General features: G+C 47.3%; 25 protein-coding genes. 22 read left to right on the top strand and 3 right to left on the bottom strand.

What is annotated here, in order from left to right:
• Nucleotides 1–142: 142 nt before the first annotated feature.
• The gene (suhB, locus tag C9I89_RS19425; RefSeq protein ID WP_107284975.1) at nt 143–943 is read right to left on the bottom strand and encodes an inositol-1-monophosphatase; all 801 of its coding nucleotides are present in this window, start codon (nt 941–943) and stop codon (nt 143–145) included.
• A 210-nt stretch (nt 944–1153) separates the two neighbouring features.
• Between suhB and trmJ the strand changes: the two genes are divergently transcribed.
• The 22 genes from trmJ (at nt 1154) to C9I89_RS22995 (ending at nt 21586) form a co-directional block, all read left to right on the top strand.
• Nucleotides 1154–1885: a tRNA (cytosine(32)/uridine(32)-2'-O)-methyltransferase TrmJ gene (gene trmJ / locus C9I89_RS19420; protein ID WP_107284974.1), complete on the top strand. Its 732-nt coding sequence runs from the start codon at nt 1154–1156 to the stop codon at nt 1883–1885.
• Nucleotides 1886–1997: 112 nt separating this feature from the next.
• On the top strand, nt 1998–2504 hold the full coding sequence (iscR, locus tag C9I89_RS19415) for a Fe-S cluster assembly transcriptional regulator IscR (RefSeq protein WP_107284973.1): 507 nt from the start codon (nt 1998–2000) through the stop codon (nt 2502–2504).
• Between the two features lie 31 nt (nt 2505–2535).
• Nucleotides 2536–3750, top strand: a complete 1215-nt coding sequence (locus tag C9I89_RS19410) for an IscS subfamily cysteine desulfurase (protein WP_107284972.1) — start codon at nt 2536–2538, stop codon at nt 3748–3750.
• Between the two features lie 46 nt (nt 3751–3796).
• A complete protein-coding gene (gene iscU, locus C9I89_RS19405; protein ID WP_107284971.1) occupies nt 3797–4180 on the top strand; it encodes a Fe-S cluster assembly scaffold IscU in 384 nt (127 codons plus the stop codon).
• A gap of 152 nt (nt 4181–4332) precedes the next feature.
• Nucleotides 4333–4656, top strand: a complete 324-nt coding sequence (gene iscA, locus C9I89_RS19400; RefSeq protein WP_107284970.1) for an iron-sulfur cluster assembly protein IscA — start codon at nt 4333–4335, stop codon at nt 4654–4656.
• A gap of 82 nt (nt 4657–4738) precedes the next feature.
• Nucleotides 4739–5254, top strand: a complete 516-nt coding sequence (gene hscB / locus C9I89_RS19395; protein WP_107284969.1) for a co-chaperone HscB — start codon at nt 4739–4741, stop codon at nt 5252–5254.
• Between the two features lie 38 nt (nt 5255–5292).
• On the top strand, nt 5293–7146 hold the full coding sequence (gene hscA, locus C9I89_RS19390; protein WP_107284968.1) for a Fe-S protein assembly chaperone HscA: 1854 nt from the start codon (nt 5293–5295) through the stop codon (nt 7144–7146).
• Between the two features lie 2 nt (nt 7147–7148).
• Nucleotides 7149–7487 carry an ISC system 2Fe-2S type ferredoxin gene (gene fdx / locus C9I89_RS19385; RefSeq protein WP_107284967.1) on the top strand — a complete coding sequence of 113 codons (339 nt, stop codon included), beginning with the start codon at nt 7149–7151 and terminating at the stop codon, nt 7485–7487.
• Nucleotides 7488–7560: 73 nt separating this feature from the next.
• On the top strand, nt 7561–7761 hold the full coding sequence (gene iscX, locus C9I89_RS19380; protein WP_107284966.1) for a Fe-S cluster assembly protein IscX: 201 nt from the start codon (nt 7561–7563) through the stop codon (nt 7759–7761).
• Nucleotides 7762–8150: 389 nt separating this feature from the next.
• Entirely contained in the window at nt 8151–9440 is a 1290-nt protein-coding gene (pepB, locus tag C9I89_RS19375) for an aminopeptidase PepB (protein WP_107284965.1), read from the top strand.
• Nucleotides 9441–9453: 13 nt separating this feature from the next.
• On the top strand, nt 9454–10734 hold the full coding sequence (gene pepB / locus C9I89_RS19370; protein WP_107284964.1) for an aminopeptidase PepB: 1281 nt from the start codon (nt 9454–9456) through the stop codon (nt 10732–10734).
• A 77-nt stretch (nt 10735–10811) separates the two neighbouring features.
• Nucleotides 10812–11240, top strand: a complete 429-nt coding sequence (gene ndk / locus C9I89_RS19365) for a nucleoside-diphosphate kinase (protein WP_107284963.1) — start codon at nt 10812–10814, stop codon at nt 11238–11240.
• A 247-nt stretch (nt 11241–11487) separates the two neighbouring features.
• Nucleotides 11488–12609 carry a dual-specificity RNA methyltransferase RlmN gene (gene rlmN / locus C9I89_RS19360; RefSeq protein ID WP_107284962.1) on the top strand — a complete coding sequence of 374 codons (1122 nt, stop codon included), beginning with the start codon at nt 11488–11490 and terminating at the stop codon, nt 12607–12609.
• Nucleotides 12610–12671: 62 nt separating this feature from the next.
• Nucleotides 12672–13427, top strand: a complete 756-nt coding sequence (gene pilW, locus C9I89_RS19355) for a type IV pilus biogenesis/stability protein PilW (protein ID WP_107284961.1) — start codon at nt 12672–12674, stop codon at nt 13425–13427.
• A complete protein-coding gene (gene rodZ / locus C9I89_RS19350) occupies nt 13417–14397 on the top strand; it encodes a cytoskeleton protein RodZ (protein ID WP_107284960.1) in 981 nt (326 codons plus the stop codon). Before pilW ends, rodZ begins: the two co-directional genes overlap by 11 nt.
• Nucleotides 14398–14409: 12 nt before the next feature.
• Complete coding sequence (gene ispG, locus C9I89_RS19345; protein WP_107284959.1) at nt 14410–15525, top strand: flavodoxin-dependent (E)-4-hydroxy-3-methylbut-2-enyl-diphosphate synthase; 1116 nt, start codon at nt 14410–14412, stop codon at nt 15523–15525.
• A gap of 103 nt (nt 15526–15628) precedes the next feature.
• The gene (gene hisS, locus C9I89_RS19340) at nt 15629–16897 is read left to right on the top strand and encodes a histidine--tRNA ligase (protein ID WP_107284958.1); all 1269 of its coding nucleotides are present in this window, start codon (nt 15629–15631) and stop codon (nt 16895–16897) included.
• Between the two features lie 13 nt (nt 16898–16910).
• On the top strand, nt 16911–17522 hold the full coding sequence (locus C9I89_RS19335; protein WP_107284957.1) for a YfgM family protein: 612 nt from the start codon (nt 16911–16913) through the stop codon (nt 17520–17522).
• 12 nt (nt 17523–17534) lie between these two features.
• The gene (gene bamB / locus C9I89_RS19330; RefSeq protein WP_107284956.1) at nt 17535–18692 is read left to right on the top strand and encodes an outer membrane protein assembly factor BamB; all 1158 of its coding nucleotides are present in this window, start codon (nt 17535–17537) and stop codon (nt 18690–18692) included.
• Nucleotides 18693–18863: 171 nt separating this feature from the next.
• Entirely contained in the window at nt 18864–20348 is a 1485-nt protein-coding gene (gene der, locus C9I89_RS19325) for a ribosome biogenesis GTPase Der (RefSeq protein ID WP_107284955.1), read from the top strand.
• A 169-nt stretch (nt 20349–20517) separates the two neighbouring features.
• A complete protein-coding gene (locus C9I89_RS19320) occupies nt 20518–21393 on the top strand; it encodes an alanyl-tRNA editing protein (RefSeq protein ID WP_107284954.1) in 876 nt (291 codons plus the stop codon).
• A gap of 67 nt (nt 21394–21460) precedes the next feature.
• Entirely contained in the window at nt 21461–21586 is a 126-nt protein-coding gene (locus tag C9I89_RS22995; RefSeq protein WP_281258269.1) for a hypothetical protein, read from the top strand.
• A gap of 173 nt (nt 21587–21759) precedes the next feature.
• Here the strand turns inward: C9I89_RS22995 and C9I89_RS19315 are convergent, their stop codons facing one another.
• Both C9I89_RS19315 and C9I89_RS19310 read right to left on the bottom strand, forming a co-directional pair.
• Entirely contained in the window at nt 21760–22752 is a 993-nt protein-coding gene (locus C9I89_RS19315) for a LacI family DNA-binding transcriptional regulator (protein WP_107284953.1), read from the bottom strand.
• 79 nt (nt 22753–22831) lie between these two features.
• Nucleotides 22832–24349: a GH1 family beta-glucosidase gene (locus C9I89_RS19310; protein WP_245905529.1), complete on the bottom strand. Its 1518-nt coding sequence runs from the start codon at nt 24347–24349 to the stop codon at nt 22832–22834.
• Nucleotides 24350–24449 lie beyond the last annotated feature (100 nt).

The following is a 24449-nucleotide window of genomic DNA, read 5'->3' as shown; positions in this document are numbered from 1 at the left end:
GAACCCCAGAACCCCAGAACCCCAGAACCCCAACATCCTTTTCTCGCCACTCGTCCCTAGACACTCGCCACTTATGCCCTTAAAAACAAAAAGCCCCGGCATTGCTGCCGGGGCTTTCGAATTTTTGAATCGTTATGAACGATTACTTAGCTAATGCTTCGCCACCGTGTTCACGGATTTTAGCCAGCATTGGCTTAACGACGCGAGCATTACCAGCAACGATGTTGCCAGATGTCAGGTAGTTAGTGTTACCAGTAAAGTCAGTACAGATAGCACCCGCTTCACGTGCAATAAGCTCACCGGCAGCTAATTCCCAAGCCTTCTGGCCTAGTTTGAATACGCCGTCAACGCGGCCAGCTGCCAGGTAGCAAAGATCAAGTGCTGTACAACCAGATTGACGCATGTCGTCACAATCAACGAACATTGCATTTTGAGTCTTGAAGTAGCTTTCAGAGAATTGCTTAGCGGCGAAAGGCAGGCTTGTTGCTATAACAGTACCTGTTAGATCGCGTGGCTGAGAAACTCGGATGCGTTGGCTGTTAAGCTGAGCGCCTGAACCACGAGTTGCCGTGAATAGTTCGTTACGAGACGGATCGTAAACTACAGAAATTTCAGTACGGCCACGCATGCGTAGCGCAATTGAAATCGCGTAATGAGGATAACCGCGAACGAAGTTTTTGGTGCCATCCACTGGGTCGATGATCCATTGACACTCTTTGTCACGGCCTTCTTTAGAACCAGACTCAGCTGCGATGATGCAGTGGTCAGGGTAAGACTTAAGAATTGAAGCGATGATGATAGCTTCAGCTTCATGATCGATGTTGGTAACAACATCATTACCTTTATTGGCAACTTCAATGCCTTGAGGTTTTTCTAACGATTTAATGACATGGTCACCAGCCTTTCGCGCAGCGCGAATGGCGATATTAAGCATCGGATGCATAGGATCTTCCCAACGGATGTTAAAGAACTAAAAAGCGGCGGCGAGTATAACAGAGCTTACGTAAAAAGGAAGTGGTTATTTTTTGGTCGAGCTCACCTTGCGTCAAAAGTTTTACAAAAACACGGGTTAGTTTTGCATGTTTTCCCCACTTTTTTAGAGGCTGTGCTAAAATCTCCACGCTTTTAAAAATAGTCGGAAAAATGCTACGCCATGTTAGATAAAATCAGCGTTGTTTTAATTGGTACCTCCCATCCGGGTAATATTGGTTCGGCTGCACGGGCCATGAAGGTGATGGGCTTAACGAATCTTGTTCTGGTTGACCCTGCTTGTGAGATTGATGAAAAATCCATCGCTTTGGCGGCGGGTGCTGCAGATGTTGTTGCCAATGCGAAGATTGTTAAGACGTTAGATGAAGCGGTTGCTGATTGTGGTTTAGTGATTGGTTCAAGCGCCCGTTCTCGTACTCTGGAATGGCCACAGCTTGATCCACGTGAATGTGGTATCAGATCAATCAATGAAGCGGCTTCTCATCCGGTTGCGATCCTGTTTGGTCGCGAGCGAACTGGCCTGACAAATGATGAATTACAAAAATGTCACTGCCATGTTTATATTCCGGCTAACCCTGAATATAGCTCTTTAAACCTGGCGATGGCTGTCCAAACGGTCAGCTATGAAATCCGAATGGCTTACCTTGAGCAGCAAAAGTTCGCTGATGAAATGACGGTTGAAGAGTATCCCCGTGCAAAAGAACTGGAATTGTTCTACGAACACCTTGAAAAAGTCATTTCAGGAACCAATTTCATTAATAAGAAACACCCGGGCATGGTCATGGCCAAACTTCGCCGTTTATTTACTCGCGCTCGTCCCGAGCAGCAGGAGCTAAATATTTTGCGAGGCATTCTTACCTCCGTCGAAAGAATCTTACCAAAAGACGAAAAATAGCCTCATTAGTGACAAGGTTAAAAGCCTGACTAAAATAGTCAGGCAAATACTTGACCATTTTAGTCGGGTATGTAACACTGCCCCCATATACATAAGTGGGTAGCGGTGTGTTATGAGATTGACTTCAAAAGGAAGATATGCGGTTACAGCGATGCTAGATGTCGCCCTGCATTCTCAAGGTGGTCCAGTACCTTTGGCTGATATTTCTGAGCGCCAAGGTATTTCACTGTCTTACTTAGAACAACTTTTTTCACGCCTACGCAAAGCCGGCCTGGTGGCTAGTGTTCGAGGCCCGGGTGGTGGTTACCGCTTAGGTGAAGATGCGAATGAGATCGCAGTAGGTATGGTTATCGCAGCTGTTGATGAATCGGTTGATGCTACTAAATGTCATGGTAAAGGTGGCTGTCAGGGCGGTACGCGCTGCCTGACACATACTCTGTGGCATGACCTTAGCTCTCGCATCAGTGGCTTTTTGAACAACATCACTCTTGGTGAGCTGATGAAAGATAATGATGTACAAGAAATTTCTGGTCGTCAGGATCAGATTCTACAAAAAACGTCATTTGGACATAAAAAAACACACGACAGCGCCACAATAGGTGTCGATGTCCGCTCCTAGAGACCAGACGTCCGTGTTTTCGGAGATGATAATGAAACTGCCTATATATTTTGATTATTCCGCTACTTGCCCGGTAGATCCACGCGTTGCAGAGAAAATGATGCAATGTTTGACTATGGATGGTAACTTCGGCAACCCGGCTTCTCGTTCTCACCGCTACGGTTGGCAGGCAGAAGAAGCTGTTGATACAGCCCGAGAAAATATTGCTGATTTGCTCAATGCAGACCCACGTGAGATTGTTTTCACATCAGGCGCAACTGAATCCGATAACCTGGCAATTAAGGGTGTAGCCCACTTCTACGGCAAGAAGGGTAAGCACATTATTACTTGTAAAACTGAACACAAAGCTGTTCTCGACCCATGTCGTCAGCTAGAGCGTGAAGGTTTTGAAGTGACTTACCTGGAGCCTGAATCAAACGGCTTGATTGATCTTGCAAAGCTGCGTGATGCAATTCGTGAAGATACAATTTTGATGTCAATCATGCACGTGAATAACGAAATCGGTGTCATTCAGGACATCAGTGCGATTGGTGAAATCTGTCGCGAAAACAAAATTATATTCCACGTTGATGCTGCTCAGTCTGCAGGTAAATTACCGATCGACGTGCAAGAGATGAAAGTTGATCTTATCTCTCTATCTGCGCACAAAATTTACGGTCCTAAAGGTATTGGTGCGCTATACGTACGTCGTAAGCCACGTATTCGCCTGGAAGCGCAAATGCACGGCGGTGGTCATGAGCGTGGTATGCGTTCTGGCACCCTTGCAACTCACCAGATCGTCGGTATGGGTGAAGCATTCCGTATTGCTAAAGAAGAGATGGAACAAGATCGCCAGCATACTTTAGCCTTACGTACTCGTCTGCTTGATGGCCTTAAAGACATGGAAGCCGTTCATATCAACGGTGACTTAGAACAGCGTGTAGCCGGTAACCTGAATATCAGTTTTGCCTTCGTCGAGGGTGAATCGTTATTGATGGCACTGAAAGACCTCGCCGTTTCATCGGGTTCTGCATGTACATCTGCAAGCCTGGAGCCTTCTTACGTACTTCGTGCACTTGGTCTTGATGACGAACTGGCACACAGTTCGATTCGCTTCTCTTTCGGTCGCTTCACGACAGAAGAAGAAGTCGACTACGCAATCGGCCAAATCCGTACTGCGGTAGAGAAACTACGTGAAATGTCTCCATTGTGGGATATGTACAAAGAAGGCATTGATTTGAACACCGTTGAGTGGGCACACCACTAATCTTGCGGTCATAAACTTGTGACATAGACATGTCGAGGAAATAATCATGGCATATAGTGAAAAAGTCATCGAGCATTATGAGAACCCGCGTAATGTGGGCTCATTCGATAAAAACGACAAGAGCATCGGTAGCGGCATGGTAGGTGCTCCTGCTTGTGGTGACGTGATGAAACTTCAAATCAAGGTGTCTGATGACGGCATCATTGAAGATGCGAAGTTTAAAACGTACGGCTGTGGTTCAGCTATCGCGTCAAGTTCATTAATCACTGAGTGGGTGAAGGGTAAGAGCCTTGATGAAGCGGCAGCAATTAAAAACTCTGCTATCGCTGAAGAGCTTGAGCTGCCACCGGTAAAAATTCACTGCTCAATTCTTGCGGAAGACGCAATTAAAGCCGCAGTCAGTGATTACAAAAAGAAACACCAAGAGTAACTTTCACCGCATTGCTATTTCGCTCAATAGCGGGATCGAAATTGCCACTTTATTCTGATAAAGTGCGCCCTTTTCTTTGCTCTTGACTGAAATAGCAGTGAGCGGAATAGCAGCGAAAGTCTGCTGAATATATTAATTTCCGAGGTTGTTGTATGGCCATTACTATTACTGAAGCGGCAGCACGTCGCGTAGCTACTTTCCTTGAGAACCGCGGCAAAGGCTTTGGCCTGCGCTTAGGCGTCCGTACCTCAGGATGTTCAGGAATGGCTTATGTGCTCGAATTTGTCGATGAAGTGAATGAAGACGACCAGGTATTTGAAGAGCGGGGCGTAAAAATCGTGATTGATGCGAAAAGCCTTGTTTATCTTGACGGTACCGAACTGGATTTTGCCAAAGAAGGGCTAAATGAAGGGTTTCAATTCAACAACCCGAACGTATCAAGCGAGTGTGGTTGTGGTGAAAGCTTCAACGTATAGTCGCTAAAGTTGTTTCAACTGAACCTGGCTGCTAAGCGATAAGCAGCGGTCAGGGTTAGAACCTACAGATACCAGATGCGATATGAATCATTTCGAATTATTTAGGCTACCTTTCCAATTTGAACTGGATGGTAGCCTTCTTTCAACTCAGTTCCGGGAACTGCAACGTCGTTTCCATCCTGACAATTTCGCCACGGCGTCAGAACGCGATCGCCTTATGTCGGTTCAGAAAGCGGCGCAAATTAACGATGCATTTCAAACGCTAAAGAATCCGATCTCACGCGCAGAGTATATGTTGTCTGAGAAAGACATAGATATTCGCGGCGAGCAAAAGACGTTATACGATCCTGAGTTCTTAATGCAGCAGATGGAATTGCGAGAAGCACTCGAAGATATTCCGTATGCCAGTGATCCTGAAGATGCGCTATTCAATTTTGAAAAGCAAATTTCAGCACTGTATAAATCACGGCTTGCAGATCTTGAACAATTGTTAAATCAAGAAGATTGGCAACAGGCGGCAGATGCCGTGCGTAAGCTGAAGTTTATTGATAAGCTGCGTTATGAAATTGAACGTCTTGAAGAGACGTTACTCGATTAATCTTTTCTCACTCGCGCACTAACTCCACAGGAACGATAATGGCACTGTTACAGATTGCTGAACCCGGTCAGAGTGCAGCACCGCATCAACATCGATTGGCGGTGGGTATTGATTTGGGGACCACAAATTCTCTCGTTGCTGCTGTGCGCAGCGGCGTTCCAGAAACGTTAAATGATGAGCATGGCCGTTCGATTCTGCCTTCAGTTGTTCACTTCGGTGAACAAGCCCTGCTTGTTGGTCATGATGCACGTGAGCTTGCTCAGCAAGATCCGGTTAATACTATCTTTTCAGTAAAACGTATGATTGGCCGATCGCTGGCGGATATCCAGCAGCGTTATCCTCATATTCCGTATCAGTTTGAAGCATCAGAAAATGGTTTACCGCAGCTTGTGACTCGTGGCGGAAAAGTCAACCCGATCCAAGTCTCCGCCGAGATCCTGAAGTCACTGAGTGAGCGCGCGAAAGCGACCTTAGGTGGTGATCTGGAAGGTGTGGTGATCACGGTTCCTGCATATTTTGATGATGCCCAGCGTGCCGGCACAAAAGATGCGGCTAAGCTGGCAAACTTGAATGTGCTTCGTCTTTTGAACGAGCCTACGGCAGCAGCAATTGCCTATGGCTTGGATTCAGGTCAGGAAGGGGTGATTGCGGTTTATGATTTAGGCGGCGGCACGTTCGATATTTCTATTCTGCGCTTGTCTAAAGGGGTGTTTGAAGTCTTGGCTACCGGTGGTGATTCAGCACTGGGTGGTGATGACTTTGATCACTTACTTGCGGATTGGATCAAACAACAAGCGGGTTTATCGGGTGATTTAACCGCGCAACAGTTGCGTATTTTGCAAGATGCCGCCACTGATGCAAAAGTGGCACTGACGGATGGCGAAGAAGCACCGATCGATGTGCTTGGCTGGCAGGGTTCCGTGAGCCGAGAACAGTTTAATGCGCTGATCCAGCCGTTAGTGAAGAAAACCCTGATGGCATGTCGTCGTGCCATTAAAGATTCCGGCATTGAGATCGACGAAGTGATCGAAGCCGTTATGGTGGGGGGCTCTACCCGTGTCCCACTGGTACGTGACATGGTCGCTAACTACTTTGGTAAAGAACCTCTAACATCGATTGATCCGGATAAAGTCGTTGCGATTGGTGCCGCTATTCAGGCTGATATCTTAGCAGGCAACAAACCTGACTCAGATATGTTATTGCTTGATGTGATCCCGCTGTCTCTGGGCATTGAAACTATGGGCGGAATGATCGAGAAAATTATTCCTCGTAATACCACGATCCCTGTTGCTCGCGCACAAGAGTTCACCACCTTCAAAGACGGTCAGACAGCGATGTCTGTCCACGTTGTGCAAGGCGAGCGTGAAATGGTGAGTGATTGCCGTTCATTGGCTCGTTTTGCCTTGCAGGGTATTCCCGCTATGGCGGCAGGTGCGGCACATATCCGTGTGACCTACCAGGTGGATGCGGATGGCCTGTTGTCGGTAACGGCGATGGAGAAGAGCTGCGGTGTGCAGTCATCGATCCAGGTGAAACCCTCTTATGGCTTAACCGATGATGAAATTGCAACAATGCTCCGTGAGTCGATGACTCATGCCCAGGAAGATAAAAATGCACGTACACTTGCCGAGCAGCAAGTGGAAGCTGATCGCGTCCTTGAAGGGTTGATCACCGCTCTGGCTACCGATGGTGAGACCTTGCTATCGAAAGAAGAGCGTGAAGCACTGGAAAGGGTAATGATGGAACTTGTGCAATTGCGTCAGGGAACTGATCCCCATGCGATTGAAGCAGGTATAAAGAAAACAGATAAAGCGAGCCAGGAATTTGCGTCACGTCGAATGGATCAATCTATTCGTCAGGCACTGGCTGGTCAATCGATTGATGAGGTTTAGGCATGCCTAAAATTGTTGTATTACCCCATGAAGAACTTTGCCCTGAGGGTGCAGTTTTAGACGCTGAAACTGGTGAAACGGTACTTGATGTCGCACTACGTAATGGTATCGGCATTGAGCACGCCTGTGAAAAATCATGTGCGTGTACGACCTGCCACGTTGTTATTCGCGAAGGATTCGATTCTCTCGAAGAAAGTGATGAACTTGAAGATGACATGCTCGATAAAGCATGGGGTCTGGAGCCAGAATCACGCCTGGGGTGTCAGGCTAAAGTGGCAGACAATGATCTGGTGGTTGAAATTCCACGTTACACTATTAACCTGGCATCAGAAAAACACTAATGTGATTGAGCATTTCCTAACAGAAAGGCTAGACTTCTCGTAAGACGGTTATATTAAACAAGAAGGCAGTATCATGGGCTTAAAATGGACGGATTCTAGAGAAATAGCGATTGAACTGTCTGAACGTTTTCCTGACATTGACCCGCAAACGGTTCTCTTTACCGATCTTCGTCAATGGATCATGGATTTAGATGATTTCGACGATGATCCAAACCACAGTGGCGAGCGCGTATTAGAAGCGGTGCAGTTGTGCTGGATGGAAGAAGCTGACTAGTATGATCTTGCTCTTAGTCTTGATGTAAACAACTTGTTTATAGATGAGCAAAAGGGCAAAGTGAACGAAATATATATAAAAGCGGACCTAATGGTCCGCTTTGTTGTATTTCAGCCAGTTATTATCTTGTAATACCAAGCCGTTACCCCCATAACTTGTTGTAGGACGAGTAACAGCGAAGCAACGAATGTTCCTCATATGTTACCGAGTAAGCGATGTCGAGCGAACGTGTACTCAGTTCGCGAGTGAAGGAGAGAATGGTTTGGTGAGGGATCGCTATCCCATGTCTGTCTTATCCCGATTGGAATTAACTACGCTGAAATCTAAATTCATACCAAACTGAGATCATCAAACGAATCAGTTTGGCATCAGAACCCAAGGAGTTTTTCATGTCTGCCTGTATGTCAGTATTCTTATCTCATGAAGCAGCAGCCGAGCAATGGGGTCAAAATGCCCTTATCTCTTTTGTTGCCGATGGCGTCACTATTCATCTGACGGATGAACACCAGCATAGCGCGCTACAGCGTGCTGGTCGTAAGTTAGACGCGCAAGGGATCAAGCACGTATCACTGGTTGGTGATGAGTGGGATTTGGACGCGATTTGGGCATTTCTTCAAGGTCACCACAATGCTAAACCGGGTAATCAAGTTTCCTGGAAAGCGTTAGATGATGATGAAGAAGCGGAACTGAAAGCACGTATTACCGCCACTCACTGGGTACGTGAAGTGATTAACCAGTCAGCAGATGTGGTTCGTCCATCTCAGTTAGCGTCTCGTGCGGGTGAGTTTATCAAGTCACTGGCCCCTGAGCATGTGACGTATAAAATTATTAAAGGTAACGATCTGCTGGACGAAGGTTGGATGGGCACGCATACCGTAGGCCGAGGTTCAGAACGCTCAGCAGCGATGCTTCGTCTTGACTACAACCCAACAGGTGATGCCGATGCACCGGTGCATACTTGCCTGGTAGGTAAAGGTATCACTTTTGATTCAGGTGGCTACAGCTTGAAGCCCTCTGCTGGCATGGCTGCAATGAAAGCCGATATGGGTGGTGCGGCAATGGCAACCGGTGGCCTGGCTCTGGCCATTTCGCGTGGTACGAATAAGCGCATTAAGTTGATCCTGTGCTGTGCAGAGAATATGATTTCAGGTCGTGCAGTTAAGCTGGGCGATATCATTACTTATAAAAACGGCAAGACAGTTGAAATACTCAATACCGATGCTGAAGGTCGCCTGGTCTTGGCTGACGGCCTGATCTATGCGAGTTCACAAAACCCGGAAGTGATCATCGACTGTGCCACCCTGACTGGCGCAGCGAAAAATGCACTGGGTAATGACTATCACGCCTTATTCAGTTTTGATCATGAGCTGGCACAACAAGCATTGCTGGCGGCAAGCGAAGAGCAAGAAGGGCTATGGCCGCTACCGCTAGCGGATCACCACCGTAGCATGATGCCGTCCAACTTTGCTGATCTGGCCAATATTTCAAGCGGTGATTTTATGCCGGGTGCCAGTACTGCGGCTGCTTTCTTATCTTACTTCGTTGAAGACTATAAAAAAGGTTGGATGCACATCGATTGCAGCGGTGCCTACCGTAAGAGCGCAAGCGACAAATGGGCTGCGGGCGCGACGGGTATGGGTGTGCGTACACTAGCCAATATTCTGTCTTCAGAAGCGTAATACAGGAGCGGTCATGTTACGGATCACATTATCAGCTGAAGCCAGCTCTGGTGTCTGGGGAGAAAAGGCACTGCTGAGCTACAAGGAAGATGGTGCAGAAATTCATTTCAGTGGTGATTTTCCGTTGCGCCGTATTCAACAGGCTGCACGCCAATTGCAATCACAAGGTGCCGTAAAAGCGAGCCTTGAGGGCGAAGGGTGGAGCTATGAGCGCCAGTGGGCGTTCTATTGTGGCTTTGCTGCAACCATGACTTCCGTAGAAATCAAATGGGCGTCAATCGATGAAGATGAGCTGGAACTGTTAAATGCCCGTCGTAGCAGTGCAGACTGGGTACGCCAGGTGGTCAACGCGACACCGGAAGATATGTATCCGGAAAAGCTGGCGAATGATGCGGTTGCTTTCTTGTCTGCTATCGCGGGTGACAAAATCAGCCACACAATGTTAATTGGTGATCAGTTACTTGACCATGGCTGGGTCGGTACTCACAGTGTGGGCCGTGCGAGCAGCCGTCCACCCGTGATGCTGACACTGGACTACAACCCGACAGGTGATGCCGATGCGCCGGTTGCTGCTTGTCTGGTAGGGAAAGGCATCACCTTTGATTCTGGCGGCTACAGCCTGAAGTCAAGTGCCGGCATGGTGACCATGAAGTGTGACATGGGGGGGGCGGCAACAGTGACGGCGGCTCTCGGTTATGCCATTGAACAAGGTTTGAATCAGCGTGTGAAGCTGATCTTATGTTGCGCAGAAAACATGGTCGCAGGTAACGCTTACAAGCTAGGTGATGTGTTAACGTATAAAAACGGCTTGACCGTCGAAGTCGTTAACACCGATGCAGAGGGGCGTTTGGTACTTGCCGATGGCCTGATTGCAGCAAGTGAAACCAATACACCATTGATCATTGATGCGGCCACCTTAACGGGCGCAGCAATGATGGCATTGGGAACGGATTACAATGCGATTTTTGGTTTTGATAAGCAGCTATTGCTGAAGGTCCAGCAGCTATCGGATTTGGTGAATGAGCCGGCATGGCCACTGCCGTTAGAGAAATGGCACCAGGCCAATTGCCCGTCTTTCTATGCTGATACAGCCAACAGCCGCTCGCAGAAAGGTGGCGGCATGGGCGGTGCATCAAATGCCGCGGCGTTCCTGTCCCGCTTTGTTGACAACGAAACCAGTAGCTGGGTGCATTTTGATTTAGCCTCTTGTTTCCGAGACAGCGCAGATAGTCGCTGGGCTGCCGGAGCAACAGGGTTAGGCGTAGCCAATATTGCAGCATTGTTGTTGTCATAACCGTAGTGAAGCAGGCTGGCTCAGCTTGCTTCAACTTGTTTTGCCAATAACGAACAGACTTAAAAGGAAGAATAATAATGACAATTGAAAGAACTTTTTCGATCGTGAAGCCCGATGCGGTAAAGCGTAACTTAATCGGTGCAATCTATCAGCGTTTTGAAAATGCGGGATTGAATATTGTTGCGGCGAAAATGGTTCGCTTGGATGCGGCAAAAGCACAGGGCTTTTACGCTGAACATGAAGGCAAACCGTTTTTTAACGAACTTGTTGAGTTCATGACATCGGGCCCGGTAATGGTACAGGTGCTGGAAGGTGAAGGTGCGATTTATCGCTATCGTGAACTGATGGGAAAAACCAATCCGGAAGAAGCCGCGTGCGGAACAATCCGTGCAGATTTCGCGTTAAGCTTGCGTTATAACTCAGTACACGGCTCTGATAGCCCTGAATCGGCTAAACGAGAAATTGCTTATTTCTTTGCTGATGATGAAATTTGTCCTCGCGACTAAAGTGCGGTTAAATTTCATACAAAATAAATTGTTAACGGGAAGCTTCGGCTTCCCGTTGTTGTTTCTGAGCGTTTTAAAGCGGTTTTTCTGAAGGATGATGGTCCATTGCTAAAATAACCATAGGGGTGATACCTGTGGAAACGAAAGGGCAAAGGCTGTACAATTTCGCGCCTTGAATTGTCCTGTGACATGCAGCCAGTGGGTTGCCAAGGCATAGAATCAGTCGTTTACAATGAGGCAACAACCGATGACAACAGTCAAAATCAATCTGCTGGATTTCGATCGCAAAGGGCTGCGTAAATACTTTGCTGACGAGCTGGGTGAAAAAGCCTTTCGTGCCGATCAGATCATGAAGTGGATCTACCAATTCGGTTGTGATGATTTCGATCAAATGACGAACATCAACAAGAAATTACGCGAGAAGCTGAAGCAGGTTGCTGAAATCCGCGCACCGTATGTTTCTGAAGCGCAGCACTCTTCTGATGGCACCATTAAATGGGCGATGCGCGTTGGCGATCAAGATGTCGAAACGGTGTATATTCCTGATGGTGACCGTGCGACGTTATGTGTCTCCTCTCAGGTTGGTTGCGCACTGGCTTGTACTTTCTGTTCAACAGCACAGCAAGGTTTCAACCGTAATTTACGTGTGTCTGAGATCATTGGTCAGGTATGGCGCGCCGCAAAAGAAATTGGTATTGAAAAAGAGACGGGTCGTCGCCCAATCACGAATGTTGTGATGATGGGAATGGGTGAACCATTGCTTAACATGAAAAACCTGATCCCGGCATTGGAAATTATGCTGGATGATATTGGTTTTGGTCTGTCTAAGCGCCGTGTCACCGTATCCACTTCGGGTGTTGTTTCTGGTCTTGACCAGATGACAGGAACCATCGATGTTGCACTGGCGATTTCGCTGCATGCACCAACCGATGAGCTGCGTTCTGAAATCATGCCAATCAATGACCGATTCAATATCGCGACATTTTTAGAATCGGTTCGTAACTACGTTTCACAGTCAAATGCGAACCGCGGACGTGTTACCGTCGAATATGTTTTGTTAGATCATGTTAATGACGACATGGAGCATGCGCGTCAGCTGGCGGTACTGCTGAAAGATACGCCAGCGAAGATCAACTTGATCCCATTTAACCCTTATCCGGGTTCTCCTTATCGCAAACCGAGTAATTCCCGGATTGACCGTTTCATGAAAACCTTAATGGAATACGATTTTACCGTTACAGTACGTAAGACACGCGGTGACGATATTGATGCAGCCTGTGGCCAATTGGTCGGTGATGTGATTGACCGCACAAAACGGACACAAGCAAAATCGAACAATGCTGAACAAATCCCGGTAAAAGCAGTCTAAAAGTTAAAATCAGCCTAAAAACAGAGGCATAGATTAGACATGGACGTTGGGTTGGGGAAAATATGGTACGATGGACGATGTACCCTTTATTGTGTAGTTTATTGGTTGGTTGTGTCACCGTTAAAGAAACAAGCAATAACAAAGAGTTTAATAGTATCGAAGCATCAGAGGCCAGGATCGCTCTTGGTCTTCGATATTTAGAAACAGGCCAATGGCAACGTGCTCGCGAAAATCTTGAGCAGGCATTAAAATATGCGCCTAAGTACTACCGGGCACAAAATGCCATGGCTTATTATTTTCAGAAGGTAGATGAAAAAGAAGCCGCTGAAGATATGTATAAGAAAGCCTTACAAGATTCACCCAAAAATGGCGATACTTTGAATAACTATGGTGTATTCTTGTGTGGTGAACAGCGTTACGACGAAGCCATTACCGCCTTTTTGAAGGCGATAGAACAACCAGATTACTATTTGACTTCAGCCAGTTATGAGAATGCAGCGCTATGCAGCCTGAATAACGGCGATAAACAGCTAGCGCTACGGTATTTTGAGAAAGCACTGTCTCATGATCCATACCGGCCGAAGTCAATGTTGCAGCTGGCGCAGATGAAAATTGAATTTCAGAATTACAAAGACGCGCGCGCTATGCTGTTTAAATTTAATAAGAGATATGGGTACAAGGCGGATAGCTTGTGGTTACTTATTCAGTTAGAAAATCAGGCTGGACGACTAACTCAGGCAGATAAATACGCCGATTTGCTCAAAGAGCAATTCCCAGACTCTCAGCAATATCAGAAATATCTAGCCAATGAATACTGAACAGAACGAAGAACGAGCAACAGAAGAAGTCATTCGTCCCGGGGATATGCTGCGTCAGGCACGTGAGCAGCTCGGCTATTCACAAAAGGATATTGCCAGCCGCCTGCGTTTACGAATTTCAGTTATCAATGACATTGAAGACAACAATTTTGAAAAATCACAATTGGCCACATTTACCCGTGGCTATGTGAGCTCTTATGCCAAATTTGTTGGATTAGACGGCAAGGATGTGCTGGAACAGCTCGATAAGCTTGGTCATGCTCAACCGCAAGAACAGGAAATGCAGAGCTTTTCGCGCCGTACCAAGCGTGAAGCACATGATAGCCGCATTATGAGCCTGACATGGGCTCTGGCGGCCATTGTTGTTGGTTTAACGGCGGTATGGTGGTGGCAAAGTTTACAAATGGAGCCAACCGATGAAATCCCGGCAGTGACCACTGAACTATCTCAGCCTCTGGAAGAATCTCTCGCCAATTCTGATTTATCTGATGCCATAGGCAATGACGTATCAGCATCTGATGTCAACGCAGCAGCAGAAGGTACTGTTGTTGCAGAGATAGCGAATGAAACCATTGAGCCTGTTGAGTCGATTACCGGTTTGCTCCCGGCTACTGATGATGAAGCTGAACAACCTGTTTTGCTTGAAGATATGGGGGATGGCGAAAGTTATAATGCTCAGCTTGAACCCGGTTCAATCGCAGAGGTCACTAAAGCCAATGTGGCGGAGATTACCGCGGATCTGAAAATCACCTTTGCAGGAGACTGCTGGGTTGATATACGCGATGCGGATGGCAAGCGTCTGGATACCGGGATCAAAAAATCGGGTGATGTTTTGAATCTAAATGGAACAGCACCATTTAAAGTCGTGCTTGGAGCACCGGGTGTTGTTAAAATAAACTACAAAGGTGAACCGGTCGATCTGAGTAAGTATCCTGCTGGGAAAGTAGCAAAACTCAAGCTGCCGCTGTAAAGAGTAAATCTAATGCATAACGAATCTCCAATTATACGTCGTCAATCAACCCGCATCTATGTCGGTGATGTGCCTATTGGTGATGGTGCGCCTATTGCCGTACAGTCAATGACCAATACGCGAACCACTGATGTTGAAGCAACGGTGGCACAGATCCTGGCGTTGGAAAAAGTCGGGGCTGATATTGTTCGCGTATCTGTGCCGACTATGGATGCTGCCGAAGCATTCAAGCTAATCAAACAACAGGTGAATATCCCCTTAGTAGCGGATATTCATTTCGATTACCGTATTGCGCTGAAAGTCGCTGAGTATGGTGTTGACTGCCTGCGTATTAATCCGGGCAATATCGGTAATGAAGACCGTATTCGTGCAGTGGTTGATTGTGCCAGAGATAAGAATATTCCGATCCGTATCGGGATAAACGGCGGTTCACTGGAAAAAGATATCCAGCAAAAATACGGTGAGCCAACACCGGATGCGCTCGTTGAATCAGCCATGCGCCATGTTGACATTCTTGACCGCCTCAATTTTGACCAGTTCAAAGTCAGCGTGAAAGCCTCTGACGTCTTCCTGGCCGTAGAATCGTACCGTAAGCTGGCAGCCCAGATTAAGCAACCGTTGCACCTGGGCATCACCGAAGCGGGTGGTGCGCGTGCCGGGGCCGTCAAATCTGCGGTTGGTTTGGGTATGCTTTTAGCGGAGGGCATTGGTGATACATTACGTGTTTCACTGGCTGCAGATCCCGTAGAAGAAATCAAAGTCGGTTTTGATATCCTGAAATCTCTGCGTATCCGCTCTCGTGGAATTAACTTCATCGCTTGCCCGACGTGTTCGCGGCAGGAGTTTGATGTTATCGGCACCGTCAACGAGCTGGAACAGCGACTCGAAGACATTACGGTGCCTATGGACGTGTCGGTGATCGGCTGCGTGGTTAATGGCCCGGGCGAAGCTGAGATTTCACACCTTGGTATTGCAGGTGGTAATCGCAAGAGTGCTTTCTATGAAGACGGTATCCGCCAGAAAGAGCGCTTTGACAACGATAACGTCATCGACCAGCTGGAAACCAAAATTCGAGCAAAAGCAGCAATGCTGGATGTCAGTAATCGCATTGATGTAACGGAAAAATAGCGAAATAACCTTAAATCACGTCTTGAATCTCAGGGCGTGGTTCACTATTTCTGCTAGAACCTATATATTCGACTTAATTCCCCATTGGTTAACGAGAACAAACGTGGCGAAACAAATTCAAGCAATTCGAGGCATGAACGACTGCCTACCAACGCAATCTCCTCTTTGGCAAAAAGTAGAAGGTACTATTAAGCAAGTAGTTAGCGCATATGGCTGTAGCGAAATTCGTATGCCTATCGTGGAATCTACCCATCTGTTTAAGCGTGCGATTGGTGAAGTGACGGATGTCGTCGAAAAGGAAATGTACACCTTTGATGATCGCAATGGTGACAGCCTGACTCTGCGTCCTGAAGGGACTGCCGGGTGCGTCCGAGCGGGCATCGAAAATGGTCTGCTTTATAACCAAGAGCAGCGTCTGTGGTACATCGGTCCGATGTTCCGCCACGAGCGTCCGCAGAAAGGACGCTACCGTCAATTCCACCAGGTTGGTGTTGAAGTTTTTGGTCTGAACGGGCCTGACATTGATGCTGAACTTATCATGATGACTGCACGTCTGTGGCGCGAGCTGGGTATTGACCAGCATGTTCGCCTGGAGCTGAACTCTATTGGTTCACTGGAAGCGCGTGCAAACTACCGTGATGCATTGGTCGCTTTTCTTGAACAGCATCTTGATGTGCTTGATGACGACTGTAAGCGCCGCATGCATACCAACCCACTGCGTGTTCTGGATACTAAAAACCCAGCCGTACAGGAAATTCTGGTCGATGCACCTAAGCTTTCTGAGTACTTAGATGACGAATCTAAAGAACATTTTGCTGGTTTCTGTGAACTATTAGACGCTGCTGGTATCGAATATCAAGTAAATGAACGTCTTGTGCGTGGTTTGGATTATTATAACCGTACCGTTTTTGAGTGGATCACCGACAGTCTGGGTGCCCAGGGCACCGTCTGTGCGGGTGGCCGTTATGATGGTCTGGTTGAGCAGCTCGGTGGAAAATCAACGCCAGCCGTTGGTTTTGCAATGGGGCTGGAACGTCTGGTTCTGCTAATGGAAACCCTTGAGCTGACAGATGTACGTCGTGCAGTAGATGTATACATTGTTACCGCTGGCGAAGGCACCATGATGGCAGGTATGAAGCTGGCTGAGAAACTACGCGAAGCCGTACCGGGCCTGCGAGTAATGAACCACTTCGGTGGTGGTAACTTCAAGAAACAGTTTAAACGCGCTGATAACGTTGGTGCGGCTATTGCCTTAGTACTTGGTGAAAATGAAATAGCCAATAACACTGTGGTAGTAAAAGATCTGCGTGGTGGTGAGCAAAAAACCATGGCTCAGGATGAAGTCGCAGTGCAGCTCACAGAATTGATTTAAGAGAGGACAGGAAGTGGAAGTCTACGAGACCGAAGAACAGCAGGTTGAAGCGATTAAGTCGTGGTGGAAAGAGAACGGCAAAGCCGTTGTTCTGGGTGCTGTGATTGGTTTGGGTGGTCTGTACGGCTGGCGTTACTATCAAGGTGAGATTCAGTCAGCGAAAGAGCAGGCTTCTGAAACCTATACGCAAGCAATGAATACGTTAGACAGTGGCAGTGAAAATGCTATCTCTGAAGTAAAAGCATTTATTGCTGCCAATGAGAGTAGTCAGTATTCAGTACTTGCCGCACTTCAGCTGGCTAAAGCGCAAGTGAAGCTCGGCGAACTGGATGGTGCGATAGAGCAACTTACTTGGGTTGTTGGCCAGACCAAGGATGAAGCAATCTTACCTTTAGCAAAAACACGTTTAGCACGTATTTTTGCTGAGCAGCAGAAATTCGATGAGGCTTTGGCTGAACTAGACAAAGTCACGATTGAAAGCTGGCAGGCGAAAGTCTCTGAGCTGCGTGGTGATATTTTTCTGCAAAAAGGTGATGCCATTGCTGCTCGTGAAGCTTACGTGAGTGCACAGCAGTTAGGTGCCTCGCCAGTATTGCAAATGAAGCTTGATGATCTAGCGCAGTAAAGGCGGATAAATATGCAAAAGGTGTTCAAGCAAGCATTATCCGTTGCGCTGACTCTTGGTGTTCTTGTCGGTTGTGCCGGCGAGGAAGATTCGATTCAAATGGCTCCATTACCGGTCGTCGAGAGTGCTTTCTCGCCGACTAAAATCTGGAGCCAAACCGTCGGTGACGGGGTATCAGGTTATTTTTCTAATCTGTCTCCGGCAGAAGGCTATGGCAAAATTTTTGCTGCCGACCGTAACGGTATCGTAAAAGCACTGGACCCGGAAACCGGTAAGGTGCTTTGGCAACAGGATCTGGAAACCGATGTCACCGCAAAACTGTCGGGTGGTATTGTGTTGTCGTATGGCAAATTGTTCATTGGCACCGAAAACGCTGATGTTATTGCCTTAGATGAAGAGACTGGCGAAGAAATCTGGCGTACCAAAGTCGAAGGCGAAGTGCTTGCTGCACCTCTTGTTGACGAGGGTATGGTTGTTGTCAATACCAGCCGCGGCGTACTTCAGGCCCTGGATGCGGATACTGGCGAACAGAAATGGCAGCTCAGTAATGAAGTTCCAACCCTGACATTACGCGGTGACAGTTCACCGGTTGCTATCTCTGGCGGTATTTTCTGGGGACAAGCGAATGGCCGTCTGGCTGGTGCCCTTATCAATACCGGTCAATTGTTATGGCAGCAACCGATTGGTTCACCGAAAGGTGCGACTGAAATCGATCGTCTGATTGACGTCGATGCCACCCCAGTGATTGCGGGCGAACGTCTGTATGCGGTGGGTTATAACGGTGCGCTGGTGTCGATTGAGTTAAGAACTGGTAAGGTTGCCTGGAAGCGTAGCTACTCGTCGGCAAAAGATTTTGTGATTGATGGTAACCAGTTATACTTAGTGACAGATAAAGATCATATTGTTGCGGTTGATATTCGTAGTGGTACCGAACTGTGGCAGAACAAAGATCTGGAATACCGTTTACTGAGTGCACCGGCTTCGATTTCTGGCTATGTCGTGCTGGGCGACAGTGAAGGTTATCTGCACTGGTTAGATCCTTACAGCGGTGAGTTTGTTGCTCAGCAGAAAACGGATGGCAGCGGCATTGCCATTCCGCCAGTGAAACTGAGTGATGGTTACCTGGTCGTGACGCGTGATGGCAGCATAAATAAAATGCAAACGCCATAGTCTTTACGTGTTAAGATTGAATCTCGGCTCCTGCTGTTTATACAGTCAGGGGCCGTTATTGTTATATCCGTTCCCTAAATTATTGTCGGTTGATGGCAGAATAGTGATTCTGCTGAAGACAACAATGAACGGAATTAGTATCAGTAAAAATATTATAAGTAAGAGGTAGTTATGATTCCTGTTGTTGCCCTTGTCGGGCGCCCGAATGTGGGTAAATCGACGTTGTTCAACCGTCTTACCCGCACAAGGGATGCGCTGGTAGCTGACTTTCCTGGCCTAACAAGGGATCGTAAATACGGTAAAGCTGAGCTCGAAGAGCATGAATTTATTGTTATCGATACCGGCGGTATTGACGGTACGGAAGAAGGTGTAGAAACCAAAATGGCTGAGCAATCGCTAATGGCGATTGAAGAAGCCGACGTGGTGTTATTTTTGGTTGATGGTCGTGCTGGCCTAACGGTATCGGATGAAGCTATCGCCAAACACCTTCGCAGTCGTGAAAAGCCGACGTTCCTTGTAGTGAACAAGATCGACGGCATTGACGCTGACAGCGCTTGTGCTGATTTCTGGAAGTTAGGTGTCGATGCGATGTATCAAATCGCAGCGGCTCAGAACCGTGGTGTAACGGCTCTGATGGAACGTGCACTGGCACCGTTCGCTGAAAAAATGCAGGAAGACGAAGCAGAAGAAGGTCTGGTTGATCTGACTTCGGTTGAAGACATTGAAAATGCGAATCTGACTGAGGAAGATGCAGAAGCGGCATACAAACGCCTGCAGGAACAGCCGATTAAGCTGGCGATTATTGGTCGTCCAAATGTCGGTAAGTCGACACTAACGAACCGTATTCTGGGCGAAGAGCGTGTTGTTGTGTATGACATGCCGGGTACGACTCGTGATTCTATCTATATCCCGATGGAGCGTGATGATCAGGAATATGTCCTGATTGATACCGCAGGTGTCCGTCGTCGTAAAAATATGAATCAGGCTGTTGAGAAGTTCTCTGTTATTCAGACGCTAAAAGCCGTAGAAGATGCCAACGTGGTACTGCTGGTCATTGATGCACGTGAAAACATCTCCGATCAGGATCTAAGCTTGCTGGGCTTTGTTCTTAATGCGGGTCGCTCTCTGGTGCTTGCGGTGAATAAGTGGGATGGTCTTGATAATGAAGTAAAAGAGCGTGTTAAGTCTGAACTTGACCGTCGTCTTGGCTTTGTCGATTTTGCCCGTATTCACTTTATTTCTGCGTTGCACGGTACGGGTGTCGGTCACTTGTACGAATCAGTACAGGAAGCATACCAATCGGCGACGAAACGGATCAGTACTTCATTGCTGACACGTATCATGCAGATGGCACAAGATGATCACCAGCCGCCATTGGTTCGCGGTCGCCGTGTGAAACTGAAATATGCCCACGCAGGTGGTTATAACCCGCCAATTATCGTTATTCACGGTAATCAGGTGAACGAGTTGCCGGGTTCATACAAGCGTTACTTGATGAACTACTACCGCCGCTCACTGGAAATGATGGGGACACCGATCCGTATTCAGTTCCAGAGCAGTGATAACCCGTTTGAAACCACTAAGCAGAAGTTAACAGTTTCTCAAGAGCGTAAACGTAAGCGACTCACTGGTGCGATCAAAGATCGTCGCAAGTAATATTGCCTACTAAGACTCAATGGAAGTACCCGGCCTGTGTGCTGGGTATTTTTTTATCTGTGGGTTAGTCAGATATTCTTGGTTTGTATTCTGATTTGCCGTAGATCAGTTTGGTATTATCCTGACTGGTATTAAAAAGTCGTTTGTGACTTGAAGTGAAGGAAAGATGATGTCTGTTGTTACCCCTACTCATGTGTTGTTTACCGTTCCGCTGTGGCAATCAGAAGCGGAGGTTCAGTTATGTGAATCGGCAAATCAAGGAGGAACCTGGGTTGTAACCAACCAGACACCTTTTCACCCGGTGAGCCATATATGGCCCGATCACCCTGCAGACAAGGGGACGATTGCTGTTGGTGATGTAAGTTTTGCTGTTGCTGGCTGCTTTACCGGTGCCGTCGATTTAGCAACCAATACGCTTTATGTCGGCAGCGATATCCCGGTAAAACGTGATGAAGCAGGCTGGGCATTTGTCGTCGTTCATCATATTGCCGAGAATGTTGAGTGTAAGGCGGGTGAGCGTGTGGTATTGAGTGTTGATAAAATTCATCAGCAAGCATTAAGCCGTGGTCACAGTGCGGGTCATCTCTCTTCTCTGGCATTAAATAAAGTACTGCATAGTGATTATTGGCGTAAAGATGCACCGCGCAAAGATGAACTCGGGCATTATGACTTCCATGGTTATGCTCAGCAGCAAAGCGTCGTGAGTGAAGATTGCAGTACCGATACCTACCGCTTGGGCAAAACATTACGTAAACGTGGTTTGAATACGGCCGATATGCTGGAAAACCTGAACAGTGTCAAAGAGCGAGTCAACCAGCAGCTAGAAGCCTGGCGTCAGGATGGTGCGGCCGTGATTATGCGCCGCGAGGGTCCGGCGTTAACCGATTCCCGTTACTGGCAGTGTGATTTGAAAGAGGGGGAGGTTATCGAGATCCCGTGTGGTGGTACCCATATACAGTCTCTTGCCGAGTACCGTGCGCTATTTGTTGAGTTCCAACTGACCAGTGAACAAGAGCTTGTCATGATAACCCATATAAAAGCATGATTTTTTCTATTACACCACATCTTATACTAAACAGTAAGATCGCCTTCCTGGAGATTTTTTTGATCAAATGCAGGGATCCGAGGTCATCCTTGAGTCTCTGGAAAAGCGTGAAACCGCTATTGCTGCTATGTTGCCAGTGCTTACACTGATCATGCCAGTGCTGGTAAGAAGCTTGTTATTACTGGGATTGTAAGAGGGTACCTTCGGATTTTGTGATATTTGGTTACTGCTGGATCTACAGCTTAAAATACAAATCTGTAGTTGTATATATCGCTATAAATCCAAATACAGCACATGTAACTTATGCTTTCGGGATGCGTATTGATAAATGTTCTTTTGAGACCAGATCGCTGATCACGATAGTTTTTACAAATGATCAACGGATTCACGAATGATCAAGTTGCCCGAAAAAAGCGCAATAGTGCTGATCTCTTGCCCGTCGATAAGTCGTAAGGCTTGTTCGATAGCAGAGCGTGCCATTTCCTCTATCGGAACCATGACGGTAGTTAAGCTAGGTATAGTGAATTCGCCTGCCGGGTCATTATCAAAACCGAACACTGAAATATCGTGTGGCACTCGCAACCCCGCTTCGTGCAGTGCGCGAATCGCCCCCATAGCCATATTGTCGTTTGCGGTAAAAATGGCGCTAAAAGACAGTTTACTTGCTAACAGATCATTACAAGCGCGGTAACCACTCTGGCTAAAGTAATCACCGCGATAGATACCGCAGGACTGAAGTCGGTGTGCGGCTAATGTGTCTTTGAAGCCCTGCAGGCGAAGGCCAGAATTTGCTGACGAATCCGGCCCTGTAATGCAGGCTATGTCTTTATGGCCTTTGCTGAGCAGAAATTCTGTGGCTTGCTGCGCGGCCTGGTATTGATTAAAGCTGATACAACGCTCTTCAAAACCTTCAACCTGTTGATTAATAACAATCAAAGGGATCGGTAAGTTTCTCAGCAACTGTTTTAGCGCATCTTCGGGCATCTTGCGGGTGTAAAGAATAATGCCATCGACCTTACGCTCAACCAGGCTATCAATGGCTTGTTGTTCGGTTTCGCGGCTGTGGCCCCCATTCATAATCAGCAGCTGCCTTCCTGCCGCGGCTGCTGTCTCTGATGCTCGTCTCATCAGGCTGCTGAAGTGTGCACCCTCAAAGGCAGAAACCACCAAGCCAAGGGTGTTGGTAGTGTTGGTTGCTAAAGCACGGGCAAGGCTATTGGGTTTATAGTCCAGTGCTTCCATCGCCTGATAGACTGCCTCGGTAGTGGCTTTCTTCACTTGGCCGGTATTGTTTAATACCCGTGAGACAGTGGCTTTCGAGACCCCTGCTAACTTACATACATCTTTGATGGTTGCCATCAATTTTCATTCCGCGTGTTGTGGAGACGAATAAAAAGCCCGAACGTCGTCGGGCAATGATATAAATCAACAAAGTGAATTAACGTTTGCTGCCATTGGAGGCAATGACGTCTTTGTACCAGAAGAAGGACTTCTTACGCTTGCGCTGCAAATCATTCTCGCGGTCGACATACACAAATCCGTATTGTTTCTGGTAGCCATTTAACCAGCTGAGTAAATCAATAAACGACCACGGGTAGTAACCGCGTACATCGATACCCTGTTTGATGGCCAATTCTGCGGCATCAATATGGCTGGCAAGATAATCAATGCGCGGCTGGTCAATAACCTCACCGTCAATGATCGGATCTTTAGCCCCAAGGCCGTTTTCCGTAATGTAGAACGGAATATCACCATAACGCTCTTTCAAGCGCATCATGCCAACGCACAGCCCTTCAGGGTAGATTTCCCAATCCCAATCGGTATAAGTTGACTGGGGATTATGAACAAATTTGAACAGGCCTTTAATACCAAACTCTTGCCCGGAACCTTTATTGCCTGTGGTATTGATTTTAGTGTTATCAACATCAGGATTCGCCGCAACCCATTCGCGTTTGTAGTAGTTCACGCCGATAAAGTCACAGATGTTGTCTTTGAGTAACGCTTCATCTTCTGGTGCAAACTCCGGCACGTCCCAGGTGAGTTGCGCGAGGTTGAGAATATGGGCGGGGTATTCGCCTTTTAATACCGGATCATATAACCAATGGGTGAGAAGATCGTCTGCCATTTGGCAAGCCGCAACATCTTCAGAGCTATTCGTAATCGAGTCGTGGGGTTGCATGACGTTGACAAAACCGATCTGCCCATTTGCCGGTATTTGACCTGTGTTTTTGTATTCGCGGAATGTCTTCACGGCTCTGGCATGCGCAATGAATACATGGTGACACGCTTGGATGCCACGCTTCGGATCATGTAAACCCGGAGGGTGGGCGCCGGTGAAGTAACCCATACCGATAAAGATTAATGTTTCATTGAAGGTTGACCATAATTCGACACGGTTACCAAATTCCTGATAGCACAGGCGGGCGTATTGCTCAAAGGCATCGACAGTTTCACGAGATTCCCAGCCGCCGATATCCTGTAAGGCTTGCGGCAAATCCCAATGATATAACGTAATCATTGGTTTGATGCCGTGCCTGAGCAACTCATCAATCAAATCGCTGTAAAACTTCACACCTGCCGCGTTAACCTTGCCGCGACCTTCAGGAAATAAACGTGGCCAGCTAATAGAAAAGCGATAGCTCTGCATCCCCAGCTCAGCCATCAAAGCCACATCTTCTTTGAAGCGGTGGTAGTGATCGGCGGCAACATCGCCATTAGTACCTTCATGTGTGGTACCTGGCTGGTGCGAGAAAATATCCCAGATTGACGGGCCTTTACCGTCAATATTGTAAGCCCCTTCGACTTGATAGGCAGCAGAAGCCGCTCCCCACAAGAAGTTGTCTGGAAACAGAGATGTGATTTTACTGGTCGCCATGGCACGATTACCTTTAGGTGGTTGAAAGGAATATACGGACAGTACCGTGAAAATGAAACCGGTTACATAAACCGGTTTCATTTTTGTCTGTTTACGCGATCAGGATCATTAGAATAAATGTATCTGTGTAGGAACAAGGGATCGAAAGTGTAATCCGTATTATGTTTGTAATATGATCTCA

This window comes from Photobacterium lipolyticum, assembly GCF_003026475.1.
Classification (GTDB): Bacteria; Pseudomonadota; Gammaproteobacteria; order Enterobacterales; family Vibrionaceae; genus Photobacterium; species Photobacterium lipolyticum.
This window is presented reverse-complemented; position numbering and strand designations above follow the sequence as displayed.